The organism is Campylobacter concisus, from assembly GCF_902460895.1.
GTDB lineage: Bacteria > Campylobacterota > Campylobacteria > Campylobacterales > Campylobacteraceae > Campylobacter_A > Campylobacter_A concisus_BC.
On the sequence record NZ_CABPVL010000001.1, the window covers coordinates 137,651 to 151,543 of the forward strand.

13 protein-coding genes are annotated in these 13,893 nt (G+C 42.0%); 1 reads left to right on the forward strand and 12 read right to left on the reverse strand.

Annotated elements, in window-relative coordinates; translation table 11 throughout:
- A partial coding sequence (locus tag F3G98_RS00690; RefSeq protein ID WP_188116955.1) for an NAD(P)/FAD-dependent oxidoreductase occupies nt 1-208 on the forward strand: 208 nt, incomplete at its 5' end.
- Nucleotides 209-262: 54 nt separating this feature from the next.
- On the opposite strand, the gene carB is transcribed toward F3G98_RS00690, so the two are convergent.
- The 12 genes from carB to F3G98_RS00750 form a co-directional block, all read right to left on the reverse strand.
- On the reverse strand, nt 263-3,523 hold the full coding sequence (carB, locus tag F3G98_RS00695) for a carbamoyl-phosphate synthase large subunit (RefSeq protein ID WP_103607780.1): 3,261 nt from the start codon (nt 3,521-3,523) through the stop codon (nt 263-265).
- Complete coding sequence (mreC, locus tag F3G98_RS00700; protein ID WP_004317872.1) at nt 3,523-4,278, reverse strand: rod shape-determining protein MreC; 756 nt, start codon at nt 4,276-4,278, stop codon at nt 3,523-3,525. The genes carB and mreC overlap by 1 nt, the downstream gene beginning before the upstream one ends.
- Nucleotides 4,268-5,305, reverse strand: coding sequence for a rod shape-determining protein (locus tag F3G98_RS00705; protein WP_002939972.1), 1,038 nt, complete (start codon nt 5,303-5,305; stop codon nt 4,268-4,270). The genes mreC and F3G98_RS00705 overlap by 11 nt, the downstream gene beginning before the upstream one ends.
- A gap of 9 nt (nt 5,306-5,314) precedes the next feature.
- Complete coding sequence (clpX, locus tag F3G98_RS00710; RefSeq protein WP_148824895.1) at nt 5,315-6,547, reverse strand: ATP-dependent Clp protease ATP-binding subunit ClpX; 1,233 nt, start codon at nt 6,545-6,547, stop codon at nt 5,315-5,317.
- Complete coding sequence (lpxA, locus tag F3G98_RS00715) at nt 6,547-7,335, reverse strand: acyl-ACP--UDP-N-acetylglucosamine O-acyltransferase (protein WP_103616929.1); 789 nt, start codon at nt 7,333-7,335, stop codon at nt 6,547-6,549. Before lpxA ends, clpX begins: the two co-directional genes overlap by 1 nt.
- A 24-nt stretch (nt 7,336-7,359) precedes the next feature.
- Complete coding sequence (fabZ, locus tag F3G98_RS00720) at nt 7,360-7,806, reverse strand: 3-hydroxyacyl-ACP dehydratase FabZ (RefSeq protein ID WP_004317884.1); 447 nt, start codon at nt 7,804-7,806, stop codon at nt 7,360-7,362.
- 110 nt (nt 7,807-7,916) lie between these two features.
- Complete coding sequence (locus tag F3G98_RS00725) at nt 7,917-8,993, reverse strand: epoxyqueuosine reductase QueH (protein WP_149725613.1); 1,077 nt, start codon at nt 8,991-8,993, stop codon at nt 7,917-7,919.
- 27 nt (nt 8,994-9,020) lie between these two features.
- The gene (locus F3G98_RS00730) at nt 9,021-9,770 is read right to left on the reverse strand and encodes an ATP-binding cassette domain-containing protein (protein WP_149725614.1); all 750 of its coding nucleotides are present in this window, start codon (nt 9,768-9,770) and stop codon (nt 9,021-9,023) included.
- Nucleotides 9,767-10,447 carry an ATP-binding cassette domain-containing protein gene (locus tag F3G98_RS00735; protein WP_149725615.1) on the reverse strand — a complete coding sequence of 227 codons (681 nt, stop codon included), beginning with the start codon at nt 10,445-10,447 and terminating at the stop codon, nt 9,767-9,769. The genes F3G98_RS00730 and F3G98_RS00735 overlap by 4 nt, the downstream gene beginning before the upstream one ends.
- The gene (locus F3G98_RS00740) at nt 10,444-11,244 is read right to left on the reverse strand and encodes an ABC transporter permease (protein WP_107804959.1); all 801 of its coding nucleotides are present in this window, start codon (nt 11,242-11,244) and stop codon (nt 10,444-10,446) included. Before F3G98_RS00740 ends, F3G98_RS00735 begins: the two co-directional genes overlap by 4 nt.
- Nucleotides 11,241-12,179 (reverse strand): ABC transporter permease, encoded by a 939-nt coding sequence (locus F3G98_RS00745; protein WP_149725616.1) that lies wholly within the window; start codon nt 12,177-12,179, stop codon nt 11,241-11,243. The genes F3G98_RS00740 and F3G98_RS00745 overlap by 4 nt, the downstream gene beginning before the upstream one ends.
- A 12-nt stretch (nt 12,180-12,191) precedes the next feature.
- Nucleotides 12,192-13,724 (reverse strand): ABC transporter substrate-binding protein, encoded by a 1,533-nt coding sequence (locus F3G98_RS00750; RefSeq protein WP_149725617.1) that lies wholly within the window; start codon nt 13,722-13,724, stop codon nt 12,192-12,194.
- Nucleotides 13,725-13,893: the final 169 nt, after the last annotated feature.

Genomic DNA, 13,893 nt, shown 5'->3' on the forward strand with positions numbered 1-13,893 from the left:
AGCTGGGACATTTGGCTTTGAAAGGGCTGAAGTTACAAAAGGCGGTGTAAAAACAGAGTTTTTAGATGAAAATTTAGAGTGCAAAAGCGTAAAGGGGCTTTATTTTATAGGTGAAGTTTTAGATATCACTGGTATGCTTGGTGGATATAACTTACATTTTGCATTTGCAAGCGCTCTAAAGGTGGCTAACGCTTTAAAAAATAGCTAATCAAATAGAAAAGTGAAATTTAGCTAGTGGCAGCCAAAACTGCCACTAAATTTATTATTTCTCGCTTAGATACTCTTGCAAGCTTTTTACCTCGAGTGCTTTGCCAGTTTGAACTGTGCTTAGCGACTTGGCAGCTGCTAGTGCTGCACGGATAGTTGTAAAATATGGAATTTTAAATCTAAGTACATTTTGGCGGATCTTTTTGCCATCATCTACGCTTGATTTTGTATCGCTTGTGTTTATAACAAGCGCGATATCGCCGTTTTTAAGCCTATCTTCGACGTTTGGTCTGCCCTCGCTTATCTTATAGACAAACTCAGCCTCCACGCCAGCTTCGCTTAAAATTTTATGCGTGCCACCAGTTGCGACGATGCTAAAACCAAGGGCTATTAGCTCTTTTGCAAGATCGGGTGCGTAAGACTTATCAGCGTCAGCTAGCGTTAAAAACACCCTGCCCTTGCTTGGCAAAGTGTTGCTCGCAGCGATCTGGCTCTTTGCGAATGAGCTTGCAAAGTCGTGACTGATACCCATGACTTCGCCTGTGCTCTTCATCTCAGGGCCAAGGATGAGATCGGCGCCACTTAGCTTGTTAAACGGTAGCACGCACTCTTTTACACAAACATGCGAGCTTACGCGAGGTTTTAAGATGTCACCATCTTCATAAACGACCTTGTAATCATCATAAAATTTAAGCGCCTCACGTAAATTTCCCTGCCACATAACTCTTGTAGCCACCTTTGCCATAGGCACGCCAGTAGCCTTGCTCACAAACGGCACGGTCCTACTCGCGCGAGGATTTACCTCGATCATATAAAGCTCGTTTTCATAGATAGCAAACTGGATATTCATAAGGCCGACAACGCCTAAATTTAGCGCGATATCTCTAGTTTGCTTCTCCACTTTTTTTATCATCTCATCGCTTAAACTCATTGGTGGCAATATGCAAGCTGAGTCGCCAGAGTGAATTCCAGCCTCCTCGATGTGCTCCATTATAGCGCCTATATAGACCTCTTTGCCGTCACATATCGCGTCTACATCGAGCTCTTTTGCATCTTGTAAAAATTTATCAAGTAGCACTGGCGAGTGGTTGCTAACCTTTACTGCCTCGCTCATATACTCTTTTAGCTCGCTCTCGTTATGCACCCTTCTCATCGCTCTGCCGCCTAGGACGTAGCTTGGGCGAACAAGTACTGGATAGCCGATAGTTGCGGCCTTTTGCAAGGCTTCTTCTAAGCTAGTGGCAGTGTCGTTTTTAGGCTGAAGGACGCCTATTTTATTTATAAATTCGCTAAATTTCTTTCTATCTTCGGCCACGTCGATCACTCTTGCGGTTGTGCCGATGATCTTAGCACCGATCACGCTTAGGCGTTTTGCAAATTTAAGCGGAGTTTGGCCACCAAAATGCACGATCACGCCGTCTGGCATTTCGCGCTCGATGACTGATCTAACGTGTTCAAAATCGATCGGCTCAAAATATAAAATATCGCTCGTGTCGTAGTCGGTTGAGACGGTTTCTGGGTTGCAGTTATACATTATCGTTTTTATGCCAAGGTCTCTTAGGGCGTAGCTTGCATGCACGCAGCAGTAGTCAAACTCTATGCCCTGGCCGATCCTGTTTGGACCACCGCCTATTATCATCACCTTTTTAGCGTCTTTTATAGGCTCTTTTTTAGGAAATTTAGTGATATTTGTGGTTGAGTAAAGATATGGCGTTAGCGCCTTAAATTCGCCCGCGCAAGTATCGACCTCGTTGTATTCAAGCTCGATACCAAGCTTCTCTCTGGCAAAATAGATGTCATTTTGGCTAAGCTCAAGATCGTCTTTTTCATTTATAAGCACAGCTATCATCTTGTCTGAAAAGCCCATACTTTTGGCCTCTCGCAGTAGCTCTTCGTTGTTTAAGATATCCATATCGATCTTATCTTCAAATTTAACTATCTCATAAATTTGCTCCAAAAACCAAGGATCGATCTTGCTAAACTCATGCACCTCAGCCACGCTAAAGCCATCTCTAAAGGCTTGTGCTAGATATAAAATTCTTCTCTCATTTGCATTTCTAATGCCATAAATCAAAGCGTTTTTCTCTAAACTAAGGCTGTTAAATCCGCAAAAATCGCGCTCTAGGCTACAAAGCGCCTTTTGGATGCTCTCTTTAAATGTCCTACCTATCGCCATAACCTCGCCAACTGACTTCATCGCAGTGCCTAGATATGGGTTTGATCCTGGGAATTTCTCAAATGTAAAGCGTGGGATCTTTGTCACGATGTAGTCGATCACTGGCTCAAAGCTAGCAGGCGTGCCTGTGATGTCGTTTTTGATCTCATCTAGGCTAAAACCAACTGCAAGCAGTGTCGCTACCTTTGCGATCGGGTAGCCAGTAGCCTTACTGGCAAGTGCTGAGCTTCGGCTAACGCGTGGGTTCATCTCGATAACGATCATGCGGCCAGTTTTTGGATCTATGGCAAACTGCACGTTGCTACCGCCAGTATCAACGCCTATCTCGCGAAGTATGGCAAAGCTAGCGTCACGCATCGCTTGATACTCCTTATCTGTGAGCGTGAGTGCTGGCGCAACCGTGATGCTATCGCCTGTATGCACGCCCATTGGGTCGAAATTTTCGATCGAGCAGACGATGATGCAGTTGTCATTTCTATCTCTAATGACCTCCATCTCATACTCTTTCCAGCCAAGCAAGCTCTCTTCTATCAAAATTTCATGTATCGGGCTTGCGTCAAGGCCGGTGTTGGCTAGCTCTTTAAATTCGTCCATATTATAAGCCACGCCACTTCCTGCGCCACCAAGCGTGTAGCTAGCTCTTATGATAAGTGGAAAGCCTATCTCGTTTGCCGCATTTAGCGCGTCGTCCATGTTATAAGCATATCTACTCTCAGGCAGGTCCATGCCGATCTTTTGCATGGTCGCTTTAAAAATTTGTCTATCTTCGCCCTTTTTTATCGCTTCTGGGTTTGCACCAAGAAATTTAACATCTTTTAAAAGTCCGCTCTCAAAGACCTCCATAGCGGCATTTAGCGCCACTTGACCGCCCATCGTTGGCAAGATGGCGTCAATATTTTCTTTTTCGATGATCTTTAAAATGCTCTCTTTTGTGATCGGCTCAATATACGTTGCATCGGCAAAATTTGGGTCAGTCATGATGGTAGCTGGGTTTGAGTTTATAAGCACTACGCGGTATCCAAGCTCTTTTAGCGTCTTGGCTGCTTGCGTGCCTGAGTAGTCAAATTCGCAGGCTTGACCGATGACGATAGGGCCTGAGCCGATTAGCAAAATGGTATTTATATCTGTTCTTTTTGGCATCATTTTTCCTTTGTTACAACGTATAGGTAGTTTGGTATGTTTAGCTTTGCATAGGGCTCAACTATCACGCTTTGATAGGAGCTCTCTTTTAAAATTTTACTCACGCGCCCTACTGGCACCCCACTAAAAAATATCCCGTCAAGCCCGCTCGTAAAGACCTCGTCGCCCTCTTTTGGGCTGAGCCATTGTGGGATAAATTTCACCATTATTTGGCCTTGATTTCCATGCGCGACGCCTGGAATTTTGTCGTTTCCTATATAGACTGCAAATATACTTTTTGGGTCATTTTGCAAGTATGCTAGTGGCTTGCCATCTTTTGCGATGACGATACCAGCGCTGCTTCCTTGATAGATGAGCCCGTAAATTTTATTTGGGTCGTATCCTTCAAACTCGCTTATCCAAATTTTATTATAATCCCCGATATGCACATAGCTAAGCCCTTTTACTAGCTTTACAGCTGGGGCGTAGGCAGTTGAGTTTTTATCTTTTAAAATTTGATTTAGCTCGTTTGCAAAAGTAGATAAAAGCGTGGCTGAACGCTCTAGCTCTTTGTTTTGCGCTCTTAGTTTTTCTATCTCGCTAGCCTGCCTAAAATATTCGTTTATGTAATCTTTCACGCTTTTGGCAAAATTGTCGTATGAATTTATAGCGTAGTTGCTAAATTTGATAGAGATGTTGCTTAAAATCTCGCCCTTAAACATCGAGGCGCCAGCGAGCAACGCTATAAAAACAAAAAGAACAATCTTACTCTTCATTTGTTAGCTGTTGTAAAAGTCCGATCTCTTGAAGTGCCTTGCCTGTGCCTCTAGCAACAGCAAGAAGCGGCTCATCAGCTACAAATACTGGAAGCTTAACGATATCAGACAAGAACTTGTCAAGCCCTCTAATGAGCGCTCCACCGCCAGTTAGCACGATACCAGTCTCGACGATATCGCCAGCAAGATCAGGCGGCATCATCTCAAGCACGGTTTTTAGCGCATCTGCGATCTCTTTTAGCGGCTCTCTCATCGCCTCTCTCACATCCTCGCTTGTTAGCTCAACCCTGCTTAAAAGACCGCTCACTTGGTCGCGTCCTTTTACCACTACGCTTAGCTCTTTTTCAAGCTGAACAGCAGAGCCCACAGCGATCTTTATCTCCTCGCCTGTTCTCTCGCCTATTAGTAAGTTGTATTTTTCTTTTATGTAATTAACAATGCTGCTATCTATCTTATCGCCAGCTGTGCGGATAGACTTTGAGATAACTAAACCGCCAAGCGAGACGACGCCGATCTCAGTTGTGCCACCGCCGATATCAACTACAAGGTTGCCTTGTGGCTCGCGAACTGGTAAATTTGCTCCGATAGCCGCTGCCATAGGCTCTTCTATCAAAAATACCTCTCTTGCACCAGCACTTAGTGCGCTCTCTCTAACAGCCTTTCTCTCAACCTGAGTAAGTCCGTAAGGAACTGAGATGATGATCCTTGGGCGTAAGAAATTTTTCCTTCTATGAGTCTTTTCTATGAAGTAGCGTATCATTCTCTCTGTCATGTCAAAGTCCGCGATAACACCATCTCTCATCGGTCTTATCGCCTCGATATCGCCAGGAGTTTTTCCTACCATCTCTTTTGCAGCATGGCCGACTGCTAGAATTTTTTGTTTTCCATATTTTTCACGTCTTACTGCAACAACTGATGGTTCGTTTATGATTATTCCCTTATCTTTTACCAAAACCAAAGTATTTGCCGTACCTAAATCTATACCCATATCACTTGAGAAAAAACCTATAACCTGATCTAAAAACATCTATTTCCTTTACGCTGTTAATTTATTGTGCTTTACCAAAATCGGCTTTGCCTTATCTTTTACCGTCTCTTTTGAGATCACGATATCGTAGTCTTTTAGCTCTGGCAGATCATACATTATATCTGTCATGAGCTCTTCCATTATGCTTCTAAGCCCTCTTGCTCCAGTCTTTCGCTCGATAGCAAGGCTCGCTATCTCTTCAAGCGCTTCATCATCAAATTTAAGCGTAGCGCCGTCGATCGCACAGAGCTTTTGATATTGTTTTAATATCGCATTTTTTGGCTCGGTCAAAATTTTAACCATATCCTCTTTTGTTATCTCATTTAATGTAGCCACCACGTGAAGTCTGCCAATTAGCTCTGGGATGAGGCCATATTTTACAAGATCGTCTGGCTCAAGCAGACTTAGTAAATTTTCTTTTTCGTTTTTGCCACGTTTTTCTTGGTTAAAGCCAAGTACGTTTTTACCAACTCTGCGCTCGATGATGTCAAGAAGTCCGTCAAATGCACCACCGCAAACAAATAAGATATTTGTCGTATCTATCTGGATGAAGTCTTGATTTGGATGCTTTCTGCCGCCTTTTGGTGGGATATTTACAACACTTCCTTCGATGATCTTTAAAAGCGCTTGCTGCACGCCCTCACCTGAAACGTCTCTTGTGATGCTTCTATTTTCGCTCATTCTAGCGATCTTATCGATCTCATCGACAAATACAATGCCCTGCTCCGCCTTTTTCACGTCGCCATTTGCAGCTTGCAAGAGCCTTGTAAGGATATTTTCAACGTCCTCGCCGACATATCCAGCCTCAGTTAGGCTTGTCGCGTCGCAAATCGCGATAGGCACGTCAAGAAATCTCGCCAAAGTCTGAGCCATCAACGTCTTGCCGCTTCCAGTTGGGCCAACAAGCAAGATGTTTGACTTTGAAATTTCGGTGTCGTCTTTGATGTCGCTTTGTTTAAAAATTCTCTTATAGTGGTTATATACGCCGACGCTAAAGACCTTTTTAGCCCTATCTTGACCGATCACGTAGTTATCAAGTACTGCTTTTAGCTCCTTTGGTGTGAGCTTTTGATACTCTATCGCCTCTTCACTTTTACTCTCTTCTACACTCGTATCACCATGTATCATATCGTATGCTGCTGCTATACAGTACTCGCATATATAGGCGTTTCCTTCGATGTCTGCTAATAATCTTCTCTCAGCAGACTCAGCCTCGCCACAAAAATTACACTTTCTAGCCATTAATCTCTTCCTTTTGCAAGCGGAATTCCTCTTGTCGTTTCTAATATAAATTTACACATTTTCTTTACGTTTTCGTCGCTGGTTTTTACGATCAGCTCGTTTGCTTGATCTTTTAGGCTGATGCCTTGATTAAACAAAAATTTATAAGCGCGAACAAGCTCTTCAACCTGCTCTTTGTCAAATCTACGCCTAATGCCAACTAAATTTAAGCTTCTTATATAGGCTCTGTTGCCCTCAGCTAGGCAAAATGGCACTACATCTTGGCTTAGCGCACTAGCCCCTGCGACCATGCAGCTCTCACCCACTCTAACAAACTGGTGAATAGGCGTAAGACCGCCCACAACAGCGTAGTCGCCAAGCTCGACGTGGCCAGCTAGTGTTGCATTATTTGCCAAAATGACGTTACTGCCTATTATACAGTCGTGTGCGATGTGGGAGTATGCCATGATAAAGGCGTTATCGCCGATCCTTGTTATACCATCGCCCTTGTGCGTGCCTGAGTTTATCGTGCAAAACTCACGTATAGTTGCGTGCTCGCCGATGATGACGCCAGTATCGACCTCGTCTTTATAACTGATATCTTGCGGGATGTCGCCCACGATCGCGTAGCTAAATACACGAGAGTTATCGCCGATCTTCGTCTTGCCAAGCACCCTTGCACCTTGTTTTATCGTGACGTTGTTGCCAAGGACTGCATCTTTGCTCACAAAGGCGTAAGCCTCGATATTTGCGTCATCTCCTATTATCGCTCCATCTTCTATAACAGCTGTTTGGTGGATATTTTTCATTGTCTCTCTTTTTTAAGCAAAAGCCTATTTATCGACTATCATCGCTTTTAGTTCAGCCTCGGCGCATAGCACATCATCGACGTATGCTTTGCCCTCGAGCACCCAGATATTGCCTTTGTGTTTTAATACATTTAATCTATACTCTAGTCTATCTCCAGGGCGGACTGGATGGCGAAATTTCGCTCCGTCTATGCTCATAAAATAGACCACTTTGTTCTCGATGCCAGCTTGATGCTCATCGCTCATACTCTTAAACGCTAGCACGCCGCCAGCTTGCGCCATACCCTCAATGATCATCACGCCAGGATAGATCGGGTGGCCTGGGAAGTGCCCCTGAAATATCGGCTCGCCAATGGTTACATTTTTATAAGCGACGATGTTTTTTGCAGGCTCTAGCTCGACAACTCTATCGATAAGCAAAAAAGGAAATCTATGTGGGAGAATTTTTTGAATTTCTACGACGTCTATCACGTTTTAGCCTTAGTAATGTAAATTTTCGCAGATTGTAACAAATTTATACTAAGAAAAAAATTATTAGCCTCTTTTAAAATCTCTGAAATTTAGCCTTAGTAGGTCTAAATTTAGCTCTCTAAAACCAAAATTTCTTCGCTGTCGTTGTAAAAAACAGCCTTTGCGTAAATTTCGTAGCTGCCCTTTTTGACCTCGTCTAAGATGATGATAGGATTTTGCGAAAACTCCCCGCATATCTGCCTACGAAATTTCATCTCAGCGTCAAGCTCAAGCGGCTTTTTACAAAGCTCATCAACGCTTTTAAATTTGCTATTTGTAAATTTATTAAAGCGCTCTATGCTCATAAATATCGCGCCCTCTTTTAGCTCATCGTCCATTTCGCAGTCGCGCTCTACATTAAGCTTTAAATTCTCTCTTTTAAAGCCAGAGTAGAGCACAAAGTAGCTTGGCACCACAACTCCATCAAATTTAACACTAGCGCGCAAAAGCCTGTAGTTTAAAAATCGCCTTCTAAAAAGGTGAAATTTCTCTCCTCTCGCCTCGCAAAGGCGCACCTTTTTGTAAAGCTCAAGCCTAGCTTCTATGCTTCCATAAAGCGCCCTTGCGTGCAGCTCGCTCATTAGCTCACTTTGGGGTAAATTTTGCGAGTCGCGCTGCTTTTTTAGCGCAAAGACGCAGCCACAGTAGTTTTGGTGATAGAGCTTGTCTTTTTTAGCAAGGATAAACTGCTCGCTTGTGCCGCCATTTTTTCTATAATCAACCGCAACCGCTTCTAAATTTAAGCCAGCCACCGCCTCATCAAGCGCCTTTTTAAGCTGAGAAAAGTCCTTTTTTGGGCTCATCAAAAGTGTCGTCGTGATCTTATTTAGACCAAGCTCTATCGCCTTTTTAGCTGAGTCTTTCATACGAAAATCAAAGCAGTATTCGCACCTTTTGCCCTTTTCTGGCTCATCTTCAAGCCCCTTTGTGCCACCAAGCCACGCTTCGTAGTCGTATTCGCCACATATTAGCTTGATGCCAAGCTTCTCACAGCTTCGATTCACGTCCTCAAAACGCAGTAAAAATTCGCTATATGGATGTATGTTTGGATCGTAAAAATAGCCTACTATTCGCTCATTTGGGTAATCTTTTCGTAGGCGCTGTAAAAAGTAGTGGCTATCGACCGAGCAGCAGATATGAACTAGCAAATTTGACCCTTTTTTGCTTGCATTATATCAAAGTTTGGCGTCATAAAATTTAGCTGCGTCAAGGTATTTTTTAAGGACATTTTGGCTTGCAAGATCTTCAAATTTACCCCACGCCACTTGCTTGCCAGCCTCTATTATTAGCACCTTTTGCGCTATCTTCATCGCACTTAAAATATCGTGCGTGATAAAAATAATGCTGATCTTTTCATCTAGGCCTAAAAGCAAATTTATGATCTTTTGCTTTATCTTGTTGTCAAGTCCGCTTGTTATCTCGTCGCAGATTAGGACTTTTGGCTTTGAAAGAAGCGCTAGCAGTATCCCAACCCTTGTCGCCTCGCCGCCGCTTAGCTGAGATGGATATTTCTCTAAAATTTCATCTTTTAAATTTAGATTTGTTAGAAGCTCTTTAAGCTCATTTTCGCTAAAGCTAAGCTTAAGATATGACCTCACGTGAGCGATGGCGGTTTTTACTTTTAGCGCTGGATTTAGGGCTTGTTTTTGGTTTTGCAAGATATATCTGATGTCTTTTTTGAGCTCATTTTTATCGGTTATCTCTTCATTATTTATATAAATTTTGCCCCCACTTTTTGGCTCGCTAAATGATATGAGCTTTGCAAGCGTGCTTTTGCCACTGCCACTTTGACCCAAAATAGCCAAATTTTCGCCATCATCAAGCTCGTAATTTATCCCCTCTAAAAGGTGCAGTACTTCAGCTCTAGCGTTAAAATGCTCCTTAAAGCTTAAACTTTTTGATACGTTTTCAAGCCTGATTTTCACGCATTTTCCTTTAAATTTAGCCGCCCATCTCTCATCTGCCAAATTTCGTCACTAAGATAGTTTGTCAGCGCCTCATCGTGCGAGATAAAGATGACGCTCATCTTGCCCTTTAAACTCTCCAAGATGCCCGCCACGTGGCTACCACTAATGCTATCAAGCCCGCTTGTTATCTCGTCGCAGATTAAAATTTTTGGCTTCAGGCAAAGCGCAAGAGCGATCTGCACGCGGCTTGCCTCACCGCCACTTAGTTCGTATGAGTATTTGTGCCAGATGAGATTTGTATTACCCAGCCCAAACTCCCTAAAATAAGCAAATGCAAGCTCTTTATTTGTTTTATTATCGCCGCCAAGATATGCGTTAAAGTGATCGCCCACGTTTAAGAGCGGATGAAGGCTTGCAACGGAGTTTTGAAAGATGAGCGCAGCGACCTTTTTTCGGTGCTCTTTTAGCTCATTTTGGCTAAGTTTTAAGATATCTTTTTTATAAATGCTAAATTTATCCGCCCTCACTCTAAAATCATCATCAAAAAGCCTTATTAAGCTCTTTGCAAAGAGCGATTTGCCACTGCCACTTGCACCCGTGATACCTATAAATTTACTCTCACTCATGCCAAAATCAAGCTCACGCAAAAGCTTCTTATCCTTATAAAAAACGTTTAAATTTTTAATCTCTATCATATTTTTATATTGCCATTTTTTGAATTTGACGTGATGATCGAGGTTGCAAGGATGAGCAAAAAGAGCGTCACGCCAGGGAAAAGCACCATCCACCAAGAGCCAAGAAAAAGCGCTTCTTTGCTCTCATTTAGCATGATGCCAAGGCTTATTTTATTTGCGTCGCTACCCACGCCAAAAAAGCCAAGCGTAGCCTCCATAACGACAGCGTTTATCGCGTTTATGCCAAAGATGCTAATTATTAGATGCTTTAAATTTGGCAAAATTTCAAAGCAGATAAGGCTAAATTTACTAGCCCCGTTTATCACAGCCTGCTCGGCATAGTCGCACTTTTTACTAAGTCTTAAATTTTGCATAAAGACTTTTGCGCCTTGCATAAACGAGCAAATGGCGATGATAAAAGAGGTAATCAAAAGATCGCCACTACTAAATGAGCTAAAAAGCATGATGAAAACGATGTTTGGGATACTTAAAAAAGCATCAAGCCCCTTATCAAAAATACTCTCACAAACTCTGCTCTTGCTCGTACCAAAATATGCGTAGATGAGCGAGAAAAGCGTCGTTAAAAAGCCAGCTAAAAGCAAGATAAGAAGCGAGTTTTTAAGCGCGTAGGCCACTCTTATGAGATTGTCTCTACCAAGGATGTCAGTGCCAAAGATGTGCTCGCTACTTGGGGCTAAATTTACCGCCATAAAGTCAGTGAAATTTGGCTCAAATTTAGAAAAAAATGGCGTCACAAAGGCAAATGTGACAAGAGCTAAAAAGACAAAACAAGCTAAGAAAAATATGACTTTTCTCATAAATTTCTCTTATCTGCTAAGATAGCGAAAATTTTAGCCAGTAAATTTGCAAAAACGACAAAAACAGCCGTTAGCAAAATGGTCGCAAGTGCGACTGGATAGTCTTTGGCAATCACCGCATCAAGGCTAAGCTTGCCTATGCCAGGAAATGAAAAAATGCTCTCAATGACGTATGAGCCAGCAAAAACGCCAGCCACAAGGGTTGCGAAATAATAGACTATATCGGTGCTTGCGTGCTTTATCGCAAATAGATAAATTTTGCCGCGTCCCAAGCCTCTAGCGTGAGCCGTCTGGATAAAATCAGCGTTTAGGCTTTGATTTAGCCTGTCTCTTACAAATTTCACGTTTGCGCCAAGGTGTGGCAAGATGATGGCAAGCGTTGGCAAGATGATAAATTTAGCCCCAACGCCGCTAGAGCCTAGCTCGTTCGCGCCTGAACTTGGTAGCACGTTTAGATAGACGCTAAAGATCGCTATTAGCACGAGTGCGATGTAAAAATGTGGTAGTGATGCCAGCAAAAACGAGCTAAAGTTTATAAAGATATCGGCAAATTTATTTTTATAAATGGCACTTAAAAACCCTAAAAAAAATGATAAAAAAACTATCAGAAAAAACGAAGCAAAAAACAAAATAAGAGAGTTTAAAAGTCTCTCTTTAATGAGTAAAAAAACGCTTGCCCCACTTACAAAACTAGTGCCAAAGTCCCCCGTGACAAAGTGAGCCAGCCATCTAAAATACTGCACAAAAAAGCCATCTTTTAGCCCCAAATTTTCTAAAATTTGCTCTTTTATGGCCACGCTCACCGCCTCACTTCGCAAAAACATCGCATCAGTGACATTTCCTGGCAAAAAATATATGAGCAAAAATAGAAAAAATGAGATAAAAAACAGCAACCCAAGGCTTGAGATCGCTGTTTTTAAAATGGCTCTAAACAAAGTTTTTATCCACTATTTTACTTGCCACTCTCTTATGTTCCATAAAAATCCAGCCCCATGGTGGCCTAAAATTTGCGTCTTTATGCCTGAAATTTTGTTGTTAAAAACTAGCGGATAGTCAAGATAGGCTATAAAAATGTAAGGTGGATTTTCAAAAAGCGCTTTTAGAAATTCTTTGTAGTATTTTTTCCTAAGCTCCACGTCCTTTGTATATCTTGCGTTTTTTAGGGCAAGATCGGCGTTTGCGTCCTTGTAGTGGCTAAAATTCCAGCCATTTTCATTGATATCGATGTCGGCAAATCCGCCAAAAATTCTATATGTGTGAAAGTCTGGATCAAATGGGCTGCCCCAGCCGATCACGAAGCTATCAACCTTGCTTATGCTAAAGGCTGTTTTTGGCTTTGCATAGGCTTTGGCTCTTACGCCAAATTTCTCAAACTCGCTGCTTAAAATTTTAGCTAGATTGACCCTTAAGATGTCGTTATTAAAAGCGTAGATGTCAAAGCCAAGCTCCTTGCCGTCCTTCTCAAAAAAGCCAGCCTTGTTTTTCTTAAAGCCAGTCTTTTCAAGTAGCTCTCTAGCCTTTTGCGGATCGTAGCTAAATTTAAACTCCTCATCATTTGCAAAGCTTTTTTCTATCGGGTTGTTCGCTACGCTTGCATATCCGTGAAATAGTTTTTTAACTATCTCATCTTTATTGACCGCGTAGTTTAGGGCGATCCTTACATTTTTATCTTGAAAAAGAGGATCATTAAAGTTAAACATCAAAGCTCTGTAGTCCGCACTTTTAAACTTAAGCAAGCTTAATTTTTTATCATCTTTTATGAAATTTACACCAGTTGGAGAGATGAGCGCAACATCGATCTCACCGCTTTTAAGCCCAACGAGCCTTAAATTTTCATCGCCAACTATCTTTAAAAATAGCCTTTTTATCTTTGGCTCGCCTTTATAAAATTTATCATTTGCCACAAACTCCAAACTCTCATCTTTTTTCCATTTTACAAGCTTGTATGCGCCAGTGCCGATAGGTGCGTCGTTAAATTTATCAGTCGCGATATCTTTGCCCTTTAAAATGTGCTCAGGCAAAACGCCAAAGCTAAGTGCGTCAAGAAACGGCGGAAAAGGCTCTTTTAGCGTGATCTTTACCTTATAATCTCCTAAAATTTCAACGCTTTTTACCACCTCATAGTTTGAGATAGCAGGTGCGTTTAGCTTCTTATCTTGAGCCGCTTCGATGGTAAATTTAACGTCCTTTGCGCTAAATTTCACCCCGTCATGCCAAAAAGCATCATCTCTTAGCTCAAAAACATACTCTAGTCCATCATCGCTCACCTGCCAAGACTTGGCAAGCTCAGGCACGACGTGGCTATTTTCATCGTGGCTAGTAAGACCAGAGAAAACCAGCGAAAGCGTAGGATCGTGATCCTCGTCATAGAGTGGATTTATACGAGGTGTTTGCTCCTCGATAGCAACCACAACGGCATTTTCATTTGCATAAGCAAAGGCAGAAAACAACAAAAACAATAAAGCCAAAAATCTCTTCATCACTCGCTCCTTTGTTTAAAAAATATTTGACGAATAGTAATACGAAATGCATAAAAGTATTATTAAGATAAGTGTAAATTTAATGTATAGAAAATTTGAAATTTCTAACTATCTTTTAACCTTTTTTAAAGTAAAATCAAGGCTCATTTTAGCTGACAAAAAGGTAAAT

Excerpts from the sequence above, each read along its gene's own strand:
- carB (WP_103607780.1), bottom strand. The coding sequence starts at position 3,523 with ATGCCAAAAAGAACAGATATAAATACCATTTTGCTAATCGGCTCAGGC.
- mreC (WP_004317872.1), bottom strand. The coding sequence starts at position 4,278 with ATGAAGAGTAAGATTGTTCTTTTTGTTTTTATAGCGTTGCTCGCTGGC.
- F3G98_RS00705 (WP_002939972.1), bottom strand. The coding sequence starts at position 5,305 with ATGTTTTTAGATCAGGTTATAGGTTTTTTCTCAAGTGATATGGGTATA.
- clpX (WP_148824895.1), bottom strand. The coding sequence starts at position 6,547 with ATGGCTAGAAAGTGTAATTTTTGTGGCGAGGCTGAGTCTGCTGAGAGA.
- lpxA (WP_103616929.1), bottom strand. The coding sequence starts at position 7,335 with ATGAAAAATATCCACCAAACAGCTGTTATAGAAGATGGAGCGATAATA.
- F3G98_RS00735 (WP_149725615.1), bottom strand. The coding sequence starts at position 10,447 with ATGATAGAGATTAAAAATTTAAACGTTTTTTATAAGGATAAGAAGCTT.
- F3G98_RS00740 (WP_107804959.1), bottom strand. The coding sequence starts at position 11,244 with ATGAGAAAAGTCATATTTTTCTTAGCTTGTTTTGTCTTTTTAGCTCTT.
- F3G98_RS00750 (WP_149725617.1), bottom strand. The coding sequence starts at position 13,724 with ATGAAGAGATTTTTGGCTTTATTGTTTTTGTTGTTTTCTGCCTTTGCT.